At 50.0% G+C, this 15,998-nt stretch carries 16 protein-coding genes and 1 pseudogene; 8 read left to right on the forward strand and 9 right to left on the reverse strand.

Annotated elements, in window-relative coordinates:
- The first annotated feature begins 24 nt into the window (after positions 1–24).
- From BN3279_RS06855 to BN3279_RS06865, 3 genes are read left to right on the forward strand one after another with little or no spacing between them, the layout of a single operon-like run.
- Positions 25–318 carry a thiamine-binding protein gene (locus BN3279_RS06855; protein WP_059049899.1) on the forward strand — a complete coding sequence of 98 codons (294 nt, stop codon included), beginning with the start codon at positions 25–27 and terminating at the stop codon, positions 316–318.
- Positions 315–1,085 (forward strand): ABC transporter permease, encoded by a 771-nt coding sequence (locus BN3279_RS06860; protein ID WP_059049900.1) that lies wholly within the window; start codon positions 315–317, stop codon positions 1,083–1,085. The genes BN3279_RS06855 and BN3279_RS06860 overlap by 4 nt, the downstream gene beginning before the upstream one ends.
- 31 nt (positions 1,086–1,116) lie before the next feature.
- On the forward strand, positions 1,117–1,935 hold the full coding sequence (locus BN3279_RS06865) for an ABC transporter ATP-binding protein (RefSeq protein ID WP_059049901.1): 819 nt from the start codon (positions 1,117–1,119) through the stop codon (positions 1,933–1,935).
- A gap of 79 nt (positions 1,936–2,014) precedes the next feature.
- Here BN3279_RS06865 and BN3279_RS06870 read toward each other — a convergent pair whose 3' ends face one another.
- Both BN3279_RS06870 and BN3279_RS06875 read right to left on the reverse strand, forming a co-directional pair.
- Positions 2,015–2,635, reverse strand: coding sequence for an HD-GYP domain-containing protein (locus tag BN3279_RS06870; protein WP_059049902.1), 621 nt, complete (start codon positions 2,633–2,635; stop codon positions 2,015–2,017).
- A gap of 300 nt (positions 2,636–2,935) precedes the next feature.
- On the reverse strand, positions 2,936–3,898 hold the full coding sequence (locus BN3279_RS06875) for a tyrosine-type recombinase/integrase (RefSeq protein WP_059049903.1): 963 nt from the start codon (positions 3,896–3,898) through the stop codon (positions 2,936–2,938).
- 216 nt (positions 3,899–4,114) lie between these two features.
- On the opposite strand from BN3279_RS06875, the gene BN3279_RS06880 reads away from it, so the two are divergent.
- From BN3279_RS06880 to BN3279_RS06900, 5 genes are all read left to right on the forward strand, one after another.
- Positions 4,115–4,936 (forward strand): TatD family hydrolase, encoded by an 822-nt coding sequence (locus BN3279_RS06880; RefSeq protein ID WP_059049904.1) that lies wholly within the window; start codon positions 4,115–4,117, stop codon positions 4,934–4,936.
- 80 nt (positions 4,937–5,016) lie between these two features.
- The gene (locus tag BN3279_RS06885) at positions 5,017–5,649 is read left to right on the forward strand and encodes a hypothetical protein (RefSeq protein ID WP_059049905.1); all 633 of its coding nucleotides are present in this window, start codon (positions 5,017–5,019) and stop codon (positions 5,647–5,649) included.
- Positions 5,650–5,923: 274 nt separating this feature from the next.
- On the forward strand, positions 5,924–6,778 hold the full coding sequence (locus tag BN3279_RS06890; protein ID WP_059049906.1) for an SPFH domain-containing protein: 855 nt from the start codon (positions 5,924–5,926) through the stop codon (positions 6,776–6,778).
- 19 nt (positions 6,779–6,797) lie between these two features.
- Complete coding sequence (locus BN3279_RS06895) at positions 6,798–6,992, forward strand: type II toxin-antitoxin system antitoxin (RefSeq protein ID WP_059049907.1); 195 nt, start codon at positions 6,798–6,800, stop codon at positions 6,990–6,992.
- Complete coding sequence (locus BN3279_RS06900) at positions 6,979–7,602, forward strand: hypothetical protein (RefSeq protein WP_059049908.1); 624 nt, start codon at positions 6,979–6,981, stop codon at positions 7,600–7,602. Before BN3279_RS06895 ends, BN3279_RS06900 begins: the two co-directional genes overlap by 14 nt.
- A gap of 926 nt (positions 7,603–8,528) precedes the next feature.
- On the opposite strand, the pseudogene BN3279_RS06905 reads toward BN3279_RS06900, so the two are convergent.
- From BN3279_RS06905 to qoxA, 7 genes and pseudogenes are all read right to left on the reverse strand, one after another.
- A pseudogene (locus BN3279_RS06905) lies at positions 8,529–10,618 on the reverse strand (heavy metal translocating P-type ATPase).
- Positions 10,619–10,898: 280 nt separating this feature from the next.
- On the reverse strand, positions 10,899–11,099 hold the full coding sequence (gene copZ, locus BN3279_RS06910) for a copper chaperone CopZ (protein ID WP_059049909.1): 201 nt from the start codon (positions 11,097–11,099) through the stop codon (positions 10,899–10,901).
- Between the two features lie 41 nt (positions 11,100–11,140).
- Positions 11,141–11,566, reverse strand: coding sequence for a metal-sensitive transcriptional regulator (locus BN3279_RS24195; RefSeq protein ID WP_059049910.1), 426 nt, complete (start codon positions 11,564–11,566; stop codon positions 11,141–11,143).
- 137 nt (positions 11,567–11,703) lie between these two features.
- Positions 11,704–11,988 carry a cytochrome aa3 quinol oxidase subunit IV gene (qoxD, locus tag BN3279_RS06920; RefSeq protein WP_059049911.1) on the reverse strand — a complete coding sequence of 95 codons (285 nt, stop codon included), beginning with the start codon at positions 11,986–11,988 and terminating at the stop codon, positions 11,704–11,706.
- A gap of 1 nt (position 11,989) precedes the next feature.
- A complete protein-coding gene (gene qoxC, locus BN3279_RS06925; RefSeq protein ID WP_059049912.1) occupies positions 11,990–12,586 on the reverse strand; it encodes a cytochrome aa3 quinol oxidase subunit III in 597 nt (198 codons plus the stop codon).
- Entirely contained in the window at positions 12,583–14,556 is a 1,974-nt protein-coding gene (qoxB, locus tag BN3279_RS06930) for a cytochrome aa3 quinol oxidase subunit I (protein WP_059049913.1), read from the reverse strand. Before qoxB ends, qoxC begins: the two co-directional genes overlap by 4 nt.
- Before the next feature lie 22 nt (positions 14,557–14,578).
- On the reverse strand, positions 14,579–15,532 hold the full coding sequence (gene qoxA / locus BN3279_RS06935) for a cytochrome aa3 quinol oxidase subunit II (protein WP_059049914.1): 954 nt from the start codon (positions 15,530–15,532) through the stop codon (positions 14,579–14,581).
- Positions 15,533–15,998: the final 466 nt, after the last annotated feature.

Genomic DNA, 15,998 nt, shown 5'->3' on the forward strand with positions numbered 1-15,998 from the left:
ATCTTGAAAGGATGGTTACCTACTATGCCAAACGCACTGCTCAGTATTCAAGTGATTCCAAAGACACCCGGCGGTGAAGATGTTATTCCTTATGTAGACCGCGCTATTGAGGTCATTCAGGATTCTGGAGTTAAATATCAGGTTAACCCCCTGGAAACGACCATGGAAGGGGAACTTGATGAACTGCTGGAGATCGTCAAGAAGATGAACGAGGCGTTGGTCGCGTTCGGCAGCAACGGGGTCATTTCACAAATTAAAATCTCTTATAATCCCAAAGGTGTAAGTATGGACAAGCTGATTGAGAAATATCGGCCATGAATCTCCGCAGCCTGTGGAACAGCATTTGGCCGCCCCTTGTGGCGGTCATCTTGTTTTTAATGATCTGGCAAGGAGCAACCACCTGGTTTCAAATTGAAAAATGGATTCTTCCCAGCCCCGTAGATATCGGCCGGGAAGCGGCCGCAGGAGCCACGGGCTTATGGGGGCATACGCTGGCAACACTACGGCTGATGCTGATGGGTTTTGCGATCGGGACACTGGTCGGTCTGTTGGTGGCCTTTACCCTCCACTACGTACCGTTCTTGAAGAAATCGCTCTACCCGCTCATTATTTTGAGCCAGAATGTTCCTACCATCGCCCTTGCCCCTCTGTTGATGATCTGGTTCGGCTTCGGGATATTGCCCAAAATTATTGTGATTACGCTCGTTTGCTTCTTCCCGGTGGCAGTAGCCGCTATGGATGGACTGATGCGCACGGACCGGGCCATGCTGGACTACATGCGCATGATTGGCGCAACCAAAGGGGATATCTTCCGTAAGCTTGAGGTGCCTTATGCAATTCCCTCCATTCTATCTGGAGTCAAGATTGCTGCTACCTACAGCGTCATGGGGGCCGTGATTGCCGAGTGGATTGGGGCGGATAAGGGCATCGGATATTATATGATGCTGCAGAAATCTTCCTTCCGTACGGATAAGATTTTTGTCGCCATTGCAATCATCGTTGCCATCAGCCTCACAATGTTCGCCTGCGTGGCCTTACTGGAGAAATGGCTAGTCCGCTATAAGCCAGCAAACGACCGGAGATAGAATGAAATGATATATAGAAAGGAGGTTCATCATGAGCGGTCATTCCCCTACTCCCGCACGGAGTGCTGTCGCACTGGAGGTCCAGCATATCAACAAAACCTTTCGAGACCGGCGGAAGCCTGTCCCCGTCTTAAACGACATTTCGCTTAGCGTGCATTCGGGAGAGTTCGTGTCCATTATCGGGCCCTCCGGTTGTGGAAAGAGTACGCTCTTCCACATCATCGGTGGTCTGACACCCCCTGATCAAGGCGAAGTTCTGCTGCGTGGCCTGCCCGTCACCGGACAACGCGGCCATATCAGCTATGTTCCGCAGCAACCCGCCCTATTCCCTTGGCGCACCGTAGAGGACAATGTTGTTCTGGCAAGAGATATCGCCGCTCGTGGCAGCGAGCGCCTGCCCCGTAGCGAGGTACAAGGATGGCTGGAGAAAGCGGGCCTAGGCGGCTTCGAGAAGGCATACCCTCATATGCTCTCTGGAGGGATGCAGCAGCGTGCCTCCTTCCTGCGCGGTTTGATGGCTCCCCAGGAGGTCATGTGTCTGGACGAGCCATTTAGTGCCTTGGACGCATTAACCCGCAGCGAGATGCAGCGATGGTTGCTGGAAATGTGGGAGGAGAACAAGCGGGCAGTGTTGATGATTACGCACAGTATCGACGAAGCGCTGCTGCTCTCGGATACGATCTATCTCTTCTCGAACCGACCGGCCAGCGTGCTGCACACCATCAAGGTCCCCTTCCCGCGTCCGCGCCGGGAGGCCATCATGGAGGACCCCGAGTTCATCCGGCTCAAACGGGAAATCTCTGACCGGATGGCCGAACAGCAACGCCAAAGTATAACTACAGGCAAATAGCTCTTCAAATCCATTCTCAATAATACATCACAAAGGGACGCAAACACGGATCAAGTGCTTGCGTCCCTTTGATTAAACATTACTTCGTCGAATAAATATTCAGCATATCATCAGGTAGCTGCATAAGTGCTTCCACTACTTTTGGATCGAATTGCGTTCCTTGACAACGCAGTAGCTCCTCCTTGGCTTCCATCATCGTCAAGCGTCGTTCGCGGTAATTTCTGTCTGAGGTCATGGAGTCAAACGCATCCACCACCGCGCAAATCCGCGCCGCATAGGGAATTTCCTCTTCCTTCAAGCCATCCGGATATCCTGCCCCATCCCAACGCTCATGATGGGAACGAACGATAGCTACGATCTCCTCACCAAAGGCCGGGTTCTCCTGAACCAACTCTGCCCCCACTACCGGGTGCAGCTTAACGATGTTCCATTGCTGGTCAGTCAGCGGCTCACTCTGTTCAATGATCTCTCTCGGCACCATCGTCTTGCCAATATCGTGCATGAAGCAACCCCGGATCAGAAGTTCCTTCTCCGTTCCGCTGATTCCCAAGGGCTCAGCTATTTTCTCAGCGAGAATCGCTACCCGGATACTGTGATGATAGGTTCCCGGATGCTTTCGCACGAGCATGTCGAACCATTTTACCGCATCGTGGCCCTTGCCCGTATATAGTCCATCAATGAACTCATTCAACCCAATCAACCAACTCTGCCCCCTAAAAAAGCCTCTGACTTCACTTGCCTATCAATTTTGAAGATGAAACGAAAATTTCACTATTTTCCAGTTAAATTTCTCTGCCATTTACCCGATATGTTTCAAAGCAAATACCAGAAAAAACGAACCATGTCGTACAATAACAATTATGCGACAAAATAAGGAAGATTATGGTCTGAATTTGGCAAGGTTTGTAATCTACTCATGTTATATTATAGGACAAAAGGGCGATTAATGCATTAATAATAGAGAAAATGTAGATAAAAAGAACTATTATTTTTTACAAATCTACATAAATTCCAATAAACAGTCCTGAACAAAGTCAGGAGCGGCCTTCTTCATCTGCTCTACGGTATGCAAATATCGTTGTGTCGTATTAATATGCGAATGCCCCAGAGTTTCCTGTACTTGCTGCAACGAAGCGCCTTGAAGCAAGGCCAGCGTTGCATTTGTGTGTCTCAGCCAGTGGGGTGTCGGTTCTTTTTGCAAACCACTAGCCTTCCCAGCCTGCTTAATAATGCGTTCAATTTGTCGCGGCGTAATGGAGAAGAGCAATTGCTCCGGCTTGGCCGCTTCTGATCCCGTCAATCTGCTCATATGCTCCTGATATAGCTCCCAAAGCTGGGGAGGAACCTTAACTTCCCGAATTTTACCCCGTTTGGCGTGAGATACCGTCAGCCAAACCGAGGTATCCATCAAGTCCGAATTAAAATCCCCCCACTTGATTCCGCTGAGTTCAGATACCCGTAATCCTAACAGCACCAGCGACAAGCCGATTAAATAATTTCGCAAGCTCTGCCCTCGCAATGTATCGAGTAGCCTGCCTACCTCGCTTCGGGTCAAGAAATGCTTACGGCTTGTTACTACGGTAGGAGGAATGCGAATGCTTTGTGTAGGATTATGCTCAAAAATGCCGATTCCCCGGTCGCTTCCCCACTTATAGAGTGATTTAAGCGGGGCAATGAAGGCAGCAACGCTAGCCGGGGCCAGCGGCTTTTGAGAATCACGGTAGAAGCCCTGCATCAGATAGATTTTGAAGGCTTCAATCTCACGCCAAGTTACATCCTTGAAGGGTTTGCCGGATAAAAAAAGCTTAAACTGCATCAAAGCTCTGTAATAATTTTTACGCGTGTTGGGTGCTTTGGCGCATGCCGCAAGAAACATCTGGATGATTTGTTCATCATGGTAATCCTGCACGGGCAGGTGGAATGGATATTGCTGGGCTACAGCCGACAAATCTTTTTGAGCCATGATTAAAGTCCTCCTGTTGACTAGATTTTGTCGCATAATTGTTATTATGCGACATCTTTCTTTCGGCTGTATAACATCCATGTCAACTTACTCGTCTACCTGCGAAATTTGAGGCAATCGCAACATATCTCTACCCCGCTTTTTTCCAAAAAACAGGTATAATGAAGACAGGTCTAAAAGTTGATTACGGCCAGTTAGGAAAGGGGAGTTTGGGATATGTCCTACGTACACGGATTGCCTTGCGAGGCCTCGTTTCCGTTGATTGACGCCCATATACATCTTGACCTCTATGATGAGGTTACTCGTGAGCGGCTGCTACAGGAATTGCCAAATCTCGGGGTGGAAGCCGTTATTGCCGTCTCAATGCATCTGGCTTCCTCCCAGGTAAACCATGCTTTAGCTGAGCGACACCCCGGCTTAGTATTTCCGGCCTTTGGCTTCCATCCTGAGCAGCCAATACCGGCGGATGAGGAAATTAACAGGCTCTTGGACTGGATTCGGGGGCATGTCGGCAATATGATTGCTGTGGGTGAAATCGGGCTCCCCTATTATGCCCGGAAAGAGGCGGAGGAACAAGGGGCCCCCTTCGAGCTTGAGCCGTATCTTACCTTGCTGGACAAGCTGCTTGCACTGGCACGGGAACTGGATAAGCCGGTTGCTTTACACGCTGTCTATGAGGATGCCGATCTGGTCTGTGATCTATTGGAGCAGCATTGTATCTCCCGGGCTCATTTTCACTGGTTTAAAGGCTCTTCTTCCACCGTCCAGAGGATGGCGGAACGGGGATATTACGTTTCATTTACACCTGATCTGTTGTACGAGTCGGAAATTCAAGATTTAGCCCGTCGCTATCCCCCTGACCGGGTAATGACCGAGACCGATGGCCCCTGGCCGTTTGAAGGCCCGTTCATGGGTCAGATCACTCACCCTGCAATGACTGCGGAAGTCGCCACAGCGTGGGCTCGAATTCAGGGCTTGCCTCCGGAAGAAGCGGCTGCCGCCCTGTGTCGTAACGCACGGAGTTTCTACGGGCTATGATTCCGTATGTCCCTTCTTGAAAGCGGAAACTATTTGCACCCCCACCGCGTCTATATTTACGTAAGGAAAGGGGAATCGCCATGCGCATGCTTAAAGGCACCGCCTATCTGACCATCATAGCTGCTCTGACATTGTCCGTGGCCTGCTCGTCAAGCGACAGCGACAATAATAGTCCGCCAGTACCTCCAGCCAGCGGCAACACGGACATAGAGAAAGAGCCTACCAATAATGGCAAAGGGACAACAGGAGATACCGACCTGCAGCCCGTGGTAGACGATGAGTCCACAAAGGGACCAGGCGCCGAAATGGATGGCACGGCTGGACAACTGTATGCCGTTGCTTTTGAAGCGATGATGAAGCTGGATGAAGGCCTGAACAGCGACATGAAATACATTGCCGTGGACCTGAGTGAAATGACGCAGCTTACCACCGAGGATAAAAGCTACATCATGGAATATTTACAGAGCTTTAACACCGTTATTCGCGATCGGACACTGGAACAATTGCAGCAGGAAGAGAACAACGAGGATGATCCTTTGCTGCTAAGTGGTGTGTTCCTGCGTGTGGACAAGGTAGACATCGGTGAAGCCAGCGCTCTGATTGAAGGCGCTAAATATCGCTCCGGTACAGGGGCTATTGGGGTTAAGGTATCGTTGGAGTTTGTGGACGGACTTTGGAAATTATCCGATACGGAGATGAATTGGATAAGTTAATGAATACATGATACAAAAAAGAATTGCTGGCGAGGTTAGCCCAAGCGAACTTGCCCTCAAGCAGACGGTTTGTTTATTACATCCATCTGCCTGAAGGCACAGTTTAGAGCTTGGGCTAATCTTTTTTGTCGCCTATCTTACCTTGAGGCTATGTCATCTTTGGTGCTGCCAGTCATTTTTTTACAGTAGAAAATGGAGAAGAATAGTTTTACAAATAATTGCAAAAGTGATATCATAAAAATATCAAAACAATATATGCAGAGGAGTGCTCTTTATGTTTAAAGAAAAAGAAGTGTCCTATCTGAACGGCTTTGTTGCCTTGCTTTTTATTTTCGGCTTTTTGGGAGTCGGGATTTATCTCTTCACTTTAATGGCCATCCTTCCGCTTATTGGTGGTATTGTGGCTTGTCTTATCGCATTCGTGCTGCTTACGGGACTATCCATCGTCCAGCCAAACCAGTCGGCGGTCGTGACCTTCTTCGGTCGTTATCTGGGCGTGATTCGCAAGAGCGGATTTTATCTGGCTATTCCCTTCTCCAACCGCAAAAAAGTTTCACTGCGTGTTCGCAATTTTAATAGTGCCAAGCTCAAGGTTAATGATGTGAACGGGAATCCGATTGAAATCTCCACCGTCGTGGTATTCTCGGTTGTTGATTCGGCCAAAGCATTGTTTGAAGTCGATGAGTACGAAACGTTTGTAGAAATTCAGAGCGAAACAGCCTTGCGGCATGTTGCCAGCAAATATCCTTACGATCAACCGGATGATATCAGCTTCTCACTTCGCGGAAATACCGAGGAGATTGCTCTGGAGTTAACCAGTGAGCTACAGAAGCGACTTGCTATTGCCGGTGTCAAGGTCATTGAATCGCGCTTGACTCATTTGGCATACTCCACCGAGATTGCCAGCGCCATGCTGCAACGGCAACAAGCTGAAGCCATCATCGCCGCCCGCGAGAAGATTGTGGACGGAGCGGTAACCATGGTACAGATGGCTGTTGAACGACTGCAAGCCGGTCAAGTGGTTGAGCTAGATGACGAACGTAAGGCCGCGATGATTAATAACCTGCTCGTCGCCGTTGTGTCCGACCGTTCCGCCCAGCCGGTCATCAACACAAGCAGCTTATACTAAGGAAGGTTGTCAATAACCAGTGGCCAGCAAAAAGAGCTTCCCTCTTCGGCTTGACCCGATGCTTTATCAGGCTTTGGAACGCTGGGCAGCGGACGAATTCCGAAGTGTGAATGGTCATATGGAGTATCTACTGCGGGAAGCGTTACGCAGGGAAGGCCGACTCCCTTCACCCAAACGAACTGACAAGGAGGAGGAACAACATGACCAGAACTAACCAGTTGAACAAATCATGGTGGCAATTAAAATCAACAGCACTTCTCAAGGAATATGAGAAAAGTTATAATGACGGCACCTTCGTCCCCGCCAAACTACATGGCTGGAAATACAAGGGACATCATGTACGCATTAAGCTCGGACAGCACTACGGCACAGGCGAGCTCACTGTGACTGACCCGACCAATGAAACGGGCAATACGTTTGGCATTACTATTAAATATAGCTACCGCCCACGCCGTAAGCTGGAATTCGCGGTTGCCCCTGCCAAAAATCCGATGTTACTGCTGTTCACCAAGCATCTCAGAGAAACAGCGATGCCTAATTCCGCGATGAGCAAAAACTACGTAGCCAAGGCATCGCATCCCTCTCTCCTTCGCTCAACGCTAAAACACGAGGGGTTAAGCGAATGGCTGGAACTGCATCCCGAGGTACAATTACGGCTTCGTGTGAAGAACGGCGTTGCTACCCTGTGCTGTGCAAACAGGGTCAAAGAGGCCGATGCTCACTCTTTGCAGGAAGTGGTGAAGCTGACGAAGCTTGTCCTCAACGCACTAGAAGAGCAAAGCGCCGTCGGCGAGCCTATTCACACTCACAGAAGTCACGATTGAACTGGCAGATGTGCTTAGATTAAGCGAACTCTTAATCTGACCTAATCCTATTTAGCCCTTAATGCCTAGCAGTAGCACACTGTCGATACGAGTTATCGGCAGTGCGCTGGGCAGGATTTCAACCTAAATAGCCTCAACTTCACAAGCCTTACGGATTAAACGGATAGAGTTTCCGTTTACCTGTAAGGCTTGTTGGTTTTAGGTAGGTTGCCGCCCACATACCCTCGCCGATGTTCCTCCAATACGTCGTAGTAAGCCATACCAATTTTGCGACAAGTGAGGCTACTTAAGATAGGTGAGGTAGGTCAGCATGCAAGATTGGTAGGATAGATTAGTGGGCGTTAGTTGGGTTAGTTGTGGTTGTGGTTGTGGTTGTGGTTGTGGTTGTGGTTGTGGTAGCTAGGTTTGCTGAGTTAGCCAGTTCGACTATATTAGAGGGAAATCCTCCAGCTAAAATGCACAAATCCCCCACTTTGGGCACTATTATAAGGAATTCCTCCAGCTAATTCTTCCGCAATACAGCAAACAGGGGTAAAATGCTGATTTTATAAGGAGAAATTCCATATAAAGTTCGCCGCAGGCCAGTTATCGGCGAATTAACAGGAGGATTTCCTGTTAAGTTGATGCGGTAGATCTGTTGCTGTACGTTGTGGCTATGCATAGAAATAGGGTGGCCTATATATCAGGCCACCCCTGGTATGGAGCAGAATAACGCAACAATATCTATAGTGGCACGGCGCTGTGGAACACTGTACCAGGCCAGGCAGTCTCAGTCACGGTAGTCACGTGACAGCCGTGACGTAATGGCAGTGACGTTACTGCCAGCAGTGACCGTACTGCGGTAACAGTAACAGCCGTGACGTCACGGCTATTACATGCTGAATAGGAACCATATTGATTAGCAAGCTAGTATCGCCCTAGCCCGGTTACAGCTTCACCCGCTGCAACCGGAGCGCATTCAGGACGACGGACACGGAGCTCAAGGCCATTGCCGCACCGGCCAGCCATGGGGCCAGAAAACCAGCCGCCGCCACCGGAATGCCAATCGTGTTATAAGCCAGCGCCCAGAACAGGTTCTGCTTGATGTTGCCCATCGTCTTCTTGCTCATGGCGATGGCATCGGGTACACCTTGCAGATCACCGCGCATTAGCGTAACATCGGCGGCCTCCATAGCGACGTCCGTTCCCGTCCCGATGGCGATGCCAACATCCGCTACAGCCAGCGCCGGAGCATCGTTGATGCCGTCCCCCACCATCGCCACCTTCATGCCGCGGCTTTGCAGCTTCTTCACCTCGGCTGCCTTGCCTTCCGGCAGCACCTCGGCCAGAACCTCGTCGATCCCGACCTCGGCGGCGATGGCTCTGGCCGTACGCTCGTTGTCGCCGGTGATCATGACCACGTGAAGTCCCAGTTCCTTCAGCCGCGCCACCGCGGCCTGAGAAGTGTCCTTCACGTTGTCCCGCACGGCGACCATACCGGCGTAGACACCATCCACCGCTACCAGCAGCACGGTATTGCCGGCGGCTTCCAGCGCCGTCATCTCCGTCAGCGCAGCGGTGACGTCTACGCCATCACGCGCCATCAGGCGGCGCGTGCCGGCGAGCACCCGGCGGTCCTCTACGACCGCCGCAATGCCATGGCGGCAGGGACGACATCGCGCAGCTCCGGCTGCCCCCGGGTGATCGTGCCGGTCTTATCCAGCACGATCGCCTGAATGCCCTGGGCGGCTTCCAAATGCTCGCCGCCCTTGAACAAGATGCCGTATTCCGCAGCGCGCCCGGAACCGGCCATAATCGACGTTGGCGTTGCCAGGCCGAGCGCACACGGACAAGCAATAACCAGCACCGCGATCGCTTTCTCCAGCGCCCCGGCAAAGCTGCCTGGTTCTACAAGGAAGAACCAGGCCAGGAACGTCACCAGTGCGATCCCGACCACGATCGGCACGAAGATGCCTGAGATCACATCCGCTACCCGCTGAATCGGAGCCTTCGAGCCTTGAGCCTCCTCTACGACGCGAATGATTTGGGCCAGGGCCGTTTCGCTACCCACCTTGGTAGCCTCAATTCGCAGTACGCCGTGTTTGTTCACCGTGGCCCCGATGACGGGGTCGCCTTCTTTTTTCTCCGCGGGAATGCTCTCCCCGGTCAACATGGATTCGTCCACTGCCGAAGCCCCGCCAATAACAAAGCCGTCCACCGGAATTTTCTCACCCGGCTTCACGATCAGAATATCACCAGGTACCACCGTTTCAATCGGCACCATCACTTCTTCGCCGTCCCTGATGACCAACGCCGTCTTGGCCTGCAAACCCATCAGCGTCTTGATCGCCTGAGAAGAACGGCCCTTCGCCAGCGCCTCAAACCATTTGCCCATCAGAATTAATGTAATCAGAATGGAGCTCGTCTCATAATACAACTCGGTAGCATGCCCATGGGACATCGGCAAAGCCTTCAAGCTCAGATAAAGACTGTAAAAATAAGCCGCCGATGTTCCGAGTGCTACCAGCACATCCATGTTCGCACTACGACTGCGAAGCGCCTTGTATGCCCCGACATAGAACCCCCAGCCGATAACGAACTGGACTGGCGTTGCCAGCACCAACTGGAACCAGGGGTTCATGAACAAGTCCGGTGTCCAAATCCAAGAGGTGAAGGAGAAATGTCCGGCCATCGCCCATAGCAGCGGGAAGGACAATAATGCAGATACAATTAATTTATTCCGCTGTTTATGAATTTCTCGCGACCGGATGTCCTCGGCTTCCTGCTCCGAGGGCTTCACGACAGCTCCGTAACCCAATTGGCTGACCTTGGCTACGATCTGCTCCAGCGACACCTCGGCCGGTTCAAAACGAACCTGGGCCGTCTCTAGCGCCAGGTTCACATTCGCCTGCTCTACGCCCGGAAGGCGATTAAGCCCCTTCTCGATCCGGGTCGCACAAGCAGCACAGGTCATCCCGGTAATTTGCAGCATCGTTTGCCCATTGGGATCGGCTTCTTTAGCTAACGCTTTTTCCATGATGATTCCTCCAATATCATTGCACCCACCCTAATACCCCCTAGGGGTATAGTTGAGACAACGAAAATAGGATGTCACTTCAATACAAGCAACATCAGTTCCGCACACCTACCCCCCACATCTCATGTCCCGAGCAGCGGGTCAGGCATTTGAAGCAACAGTTATAAAGAGCGCGGTGAACAATTGGGGCCAACGCCCGGTACGGAATTACACTCGCCATTCCAACTTCAGGTCGGCTTGCCAGCTCTGAAGCAGCTTGTTCACCACACTAAGAGATAGCTCAGACCACGTCGTAGCCTTGATCCTCAATCGCTTCTTTAATTTGATCCACTGTAACTTTAGCTTCGTCGAAGGCAATGTCTACTTTCTTGGCGGCCAGATCCACCTTGCCGGTAGCCCCGAGACCAGAAATAGCTCCTTCTACAGACTTCACGCAATGATTGCAGGACATACCTTCCACGTTTAAAGTAATATTTTGCATTTAATTAACCTCCCGAGTATTATGATTTGATTATTTTCAATTCACTTCATTAATTTATTAACCGTGACCAGAAGCTCATCAAGCACCTCTGTCTCCCCCGCTTGAATACGTTCTACAACACAACTCTTCATATGCCCCTCCAGCAGCAGCTTGCCCACGCTATTCAGCGCAGATTGTACAGCAGCTACCTGATTCAGCACGTCGTCACAGTAAGTATCTCTCTCAATCAAACCTTTGATTCCGCGAATCTGTCCTTCTATACGGTTCAACCGGCTGGTCAGGTTGCTCTTCATCGCTTCAGAATGGTGGCTACGCCTTACCAACTTGCCATCCTTGCCGACCTCAGCCTGAGTTCCGTCCTGTGAGGACGAGCAGTGTCCTTGATCATGCCCGCAATGTTGTGGAGATTCCTCCGCGAGCAGTTGCTCCTGCGTCTCCTGGTGCTGTTGCTCTATCTTTGCCGCCATAGGCTCTCTCCTTTCTAAAAACGGCTATCTGTTCATCAATATGTTTATTATAATATACCCCCACGGGGTATGTAAAGGGGCAAGAAAAAGCCCGCCTCTCCTTTAAAGAAAGACGGGCCTTAGAAGCATATTTAAGATTACCGATATCCCCATATCATCGTGAACAAGGTACCGAATACGGTCACCAGTCCTACGAACAGGGCATAAGCGATATTGGTATACAGTGCGCCCTTCGTGCCGTTCTCGCCAATATGCATGAACATGAACAATTGAACCGACATCTGAATGGCCGCACACGCGAGCAGGATGGTCATCCCCATAACAAAGGACAGATCCCAGAAGACTACCGCCAGCGCCACAACGGAAAGGATGAGCGAGAATACATATCCCATCACATGCTTAATAGGGAATAGTTGTTTCATATCACATCAGTCCTTTCAAATAGACAAAGCTGAAGATGAAGATCCAGACAACGTCAAGGAAGTGCCAGTACAGTGAGAAAATAAACGCTTTGTTCGCTGTACCGTGGTTGAAGCCTTCGCGAGCGATCTGAATAGCTAATCCCCCGCCCCATAGCAGACCTAACGCTACGTGAGCACCGTGGGTACCGAGCAGGACGAACAAGCTGGACAGAAATGCGCTTGTCTGCATCGTGGCACCTTCGCCAACATAGGTTACAAATTCAAAGATTTCTACCCCAAGGAAGGCAAGGCCTAATACCAGCGTGATCAGGAAGAAGACCATAAAGGGCTTCTTCAATCCCAGGCGCATACTGTGCACTGCCAATCCACAGGTAAAGCTACTGGTCAGCAGCAGGAAAGTCTCGGCTAGCACCGGAGCAAGCTCGAAGATCTCTCGTCCATCCGGACCGCTTCCTGTGCGGTTCCACAGCGTAAAGTAGACCGCAAACAAAGTGGAGAACAATACGATTTCTGCACCCAGGAAAAGCCAGAATCCAAGAACGCGGTTACTGTTCTCTTCCGTCTGATATTCAAGCGGCAAACTATGATCTATCTTCATACATGTTCACCCCGCAATTCTGCCAATCCGGCCCGATTAGCCAAGGCCTTCTCTGTCTTGATAATCTCGTTCACCGGGATGTGTCTACCATGATCGCGTTCGAAGGAACGCACCGCAAGCATGATAATAATGCCGATGCCCGTGACAATAGCCGGTGCCCACCAACTGAATACCATGAAGAATCCAAAGAAGAAGAAGATACCCCCAAGAATAACCGGTTGACCGCTATTATTCGGCATATGAATCTCTTCAAACTTATCATCACTGTACAATGACTTGCCACTCTTCTTCGCTTGCCAGAATGGATCAAGACTATCCACCTCAGGCACAACGGCGAAGTTGTACTCCGGTACCGGGCTATGCGTACTCCACTCCAGAGTCCGTGCGTTCCACGGGTCGCCTGTCGTGTCTCTTTCCGCATAACGGAAGCTCCAATAAATATTGTAGACCAGGAGAATAAACCCTATGGCGAGTCCAACCGAGCCGATCGAAGCGATCAGGTTAAGCGGACCAAAGCCGGTGCTCTCCGAGTATGTGTACATCCGACGCGTCATCCCCTTCAAGCCGAGGAAGAACAACGGCAAGAATGTCACGTTAAAGCTAATGGCAATCGTCCAGAAGGCAATTTTGCCTTGACGGTCATTAAGCCGGAACCCGAATATTTTAGGGAACCAGTAGTAAAGACCTGCAATAACCGCAAACACTGTACCTGGAATGAGCACATAGTGAAAGTGAGCTACCAGGAACATAGTATTGTGATATTGATAGTCCGCACTGGCCATCGCCAGCATGACTCCGGTAACACCACCGATTGTAAAGATCGGAATAAAGGCTAAGGAGTACATCATTGGCGTGGTGAATTCTATACGTCCCTTATGCAAGGTGAACAACCAGTTGAATATCTTCACCCCGGTTGGCACCGCAATCGCCATTGTGGTGACGGAGAAGACCCCGTTAACCATGGCTCCGTGTCCCATTGTGTAGAAGTGATGCGCCCATACGACAAAGGACAGAAGGGAAATGATAATCATACTCCAAACCATGGAGCTGTAGCCGTACAAATTCTTGCGCGAGAAGGTCGATATAATCTCACTATAAATCCCGAAGGCCGGCAGGATAACAATGTATACCTCAGGATGGCCCCATACCCAGAACAGGTTGGCCCAGAGCATATCCATACCGCCGTTGGCCATCGTGAAGAACTGTGTTCCGAACATTCGGTCGAACATCATCAATGCAAGCGCCACGGTCAATACCGGGAACGCAAACAGGATAATCACGTTCGTAATCAATACAGACCAGGTGAACATCGGCATTTTCATCAATGTCATGCCTGGTGCGCGCATCTTCAGAATCGTTACCAGGAAGTTGACCCCGGTCAGTAAAGTACCGATCCCGGAGATTTGCAGCGCAATGGCATAGTAGTTATTCCCTACCGTCGGGCTGAATTCTATACTAGCCAGCGGGAAATAAGCCGTCCACCCGGCATCCGGGGAACCCCCGATAACGAAGGAGATGTTAAACAGCATGGCCCCGGCAAAGAATAGCCAGAAGCTCACAGCATTCAGTCTTGGGAATGCCACGTCACGCGCTCCGATTTGCAGCGGAATGACGACGTTCATAATTCCGATAATAAACGGCATAGCCATGAATAGAATCATGACCACCCCGTGGGTAGTAAAGATTTCATTATAGTGTTGTCCATCCAGCAGACCGTTCTCCGGTCTGGCCAGTTGTCCCCGCATGAGCAGGCCGTCAACACCGCCGCGGAACAACATTAATAATGCGGCAATAATATACATGACTCCAATACGCTTATGGTCAACGGTTGTCAACCATTCGCGCCACAGGTAGCCCCATTTTTTAAAATAGGTCAGCCCGATGAGAATGCCTAGCGAAGCTAAGACAATACTTACCATCGCGCCGTAAATCATCGGTTCCCCGGTGACGAAGAATTCGTCCCATTTCATGTTAGCTACTCCCTTCCCCTTGTTAGTTATGCGCTCCGTGATCCTGATTTTCGGACATATCCATCTCGGAATGGTCCATCTCAGACATATCCATATCTAATGAATCCGTATCCTCTGCATCATGATCGCCGCCATGGTTGTGTCCCCCATCTTCACCCTCTGGTGCCGGGCTGAATGTGAGATGCGTGGAAGTATACGTCTTCCGTCCGACATGAGCAGTATCCAGCAATTCGGCGAATTCCTGTTCCGTCAGCTCAGATGCCGTAGCCTTTACCTCCTGCACCCATTCATCATAAGCCGCAGGTGACAAAGCTAACGCTTCAAATTCCATGTGCGCAAAACCTTCACCGGAGAAGTTGGAGTTCTTGCCCATATAGGAGCCTTCATACTCGGCTACCAGATTAAGCTTGTTCACCATGTCACTCATCGCATACTTCTGTCCGCCAAGCTGAGGTACCCAGAAGCTCGATATCGGTCCAAAGGCGTACAGACGGAATTCTACCGGACGATGCGTTGGGATATTTACGTAGTTAACGGTTTCAATCTCCTCCTCAGGATAACTGAAATGCCATTTCCAGTTGGAAGAGGAAGCATAGATAACCAGTGGCTTTTGATCTTCATAGCCTTCCGGGACTCTCTCCACGGCATTGGTACTGCGGACCGTAACAACGGACAGTACAGCTACGATAATCACCGGAATCGTAATCCAGGTAATCTCCAGCCATTTACTACCTTCCACATGCGGTGGTTCATAGTCTGGAGCCGCTTTGGAAGCACGATACTTGGTCAGCATGTAAATGTACAGAACATAAACTACCAGCAAGATAAACGCCATTGTAATCATAGAGAAAATAATGACCTCAGATTGGGTCTTGGCCACCGGACCTTTCGGGTTCAACACAGCCAAGGAGTTGCAGCCGGTCAGGAGGACAAGCAGGGCTGAGAACAGAACCAAAAGCAACCCTTTCCTTTTCATAGGATAACGATACCCCTTTCTTCATTAACGAACTTATAACCCCCGGAAAATAGGGCGGCTTTGTTCATTTAGCTACCCTATATGTTAGGAAAGGGGTCACCGAATAACAATTCATATAGAATGTAATTTATGTAAATTATTTCTATTTATTTTCGCCATTTATATGCTTTGCTTGGTAAGTAAAGCTGTTAATCGTTCATATTCGGGCGAATTTCGGCAAATTCTTTGATTTTGATATTTGTTCACAATGTTACGTTCCGCCTCAATAGTTCGCAAATTTGTCATAATAAACAGCTTATATTGTGATTTTGTTCACTTTTAAGTGCTTATTTAGAATAATTAAAATTTAAATATATGGAAATAAATTGATATTTGTACATCTCACAATACTGCGGTTAAATCGGGCTCAATAGTTACAATGCAAGGTGATGTTGCGGGGAAAATTCATTCCAGCACACTTCTGCTG

The organism is Paenibacillus senegalimassiliensis (assembly GCF_001486585.1).
GTDB lineage: Bacteria > Bacillota > Bacilli > Paenibacillales > Paenibacillaceae > Fontibacillus > Fontibacillus senegalimassiliensis.

What these genes read in the sequence shown, in the direction of transcription:
- BN3279_RS06900 (WP_059049908.1), top strand. Translation starts at nt 6,979, where the DNA reads ATGACCAGAACTAACCAGTTGAACAAATCATGGTGGCAATTAAAATCA.
- BN3279_RS06855 (WP_059049899.1), top strand. Translation starts at nt 25, where the DNA reads ATGCCAAACGCACTGCTCAGTATTCAAGTGATTCCAAAGACACCCGGC.
- BN3279_RS06880 (WP_059049904.1), top strand. Translation starts at nt 4,115, where the DNA reads ATGTCCTACGTACACGGATTGCCTTGCGAGGCCTCGTTTCCGTTGATT.
- BN3279_RS06860 (WP_059049900.1), top strand. Translation starts at nt 315, where the DNA reads ATGAATCTCCGCAGCCTGTGGAACAGCATTTGGCCGCCCCTTGTGGCG.
- copZ (WP_059049909.1), bottom strand. Translation starts at nt 11,099, where the DNA reads ATGCAAAATATTACTTTAAACGTGGAAGGTATGTCCTGCAATCATTGC.
- qoxC (WP_059049912.1), bottom strand. Translation starts at nt 12,586, where the DNA reads ATGAAGATAGATCATAGTTTGCCGCTTGAATATCAGACGGAAGAGAAC.
- BN3279_RS06875 (WP_059049903.1), bottom strand. Translation starts at nt 3,898, where the DNA reads ATGGCTCAAAAAGATTTGTCGGCTGTAGCCCAGCAATATCCATTCCAC.
- qoxB (WP_059049913.1), bottom strand. Translation starts at nt 14,556, where the DNA reads ATGAAATGGGACGAATTCTTCGTCACCGGGGAACCGATGATTTACGGC.
- BN3279_RS06890 (WP_059049906.1), top strand. Translation starts at nt 5,924, where the DNA reads ATGTTTAAAGAAAAAGAAGTGTCCTATCTGAACGGCTTTGTTGCCTTG.
- BN3279_RS24195 (WP_059049910.1), bottom strand. Translation starts at nt 11,566, where the DNA reads ATGGCGGCAAAGATAGAGCAACAGCACCAGGAGACGCAGGAGCAACTG.
- BN3279_RS06885 (WP_059049905.1), top strand. Translation starts at nt 5,017, where the DNA reads ATGCGCATGCTTAAAGGCACCGCCTATCTGACCATCATAGCTGCTCTG.
- BN3279_RS06865 (WP_059049901.1), top strand. Translation starts at nt 1,117, where the DNA reads ATGAGCGGTCATTCCCCTACTCCCGCACGGAGTGCTGTCGCACTGGAG.
- qoxD (WP_059049911.1), bottom strand. Translation starts at nt 11,988, where the DNA reads ATGAAACAACTATTCCCTATTAAGCATGTGATGGGATATGTATTCTCG.
- qoxA (WP_059049914.1), bottom strand. Translation starts at nt 15,532, where the DNA reads ATGAAAAGGAAAGGGTTGCTTTTGGTTCTGTTCTCAGCCCTGCTTGTC.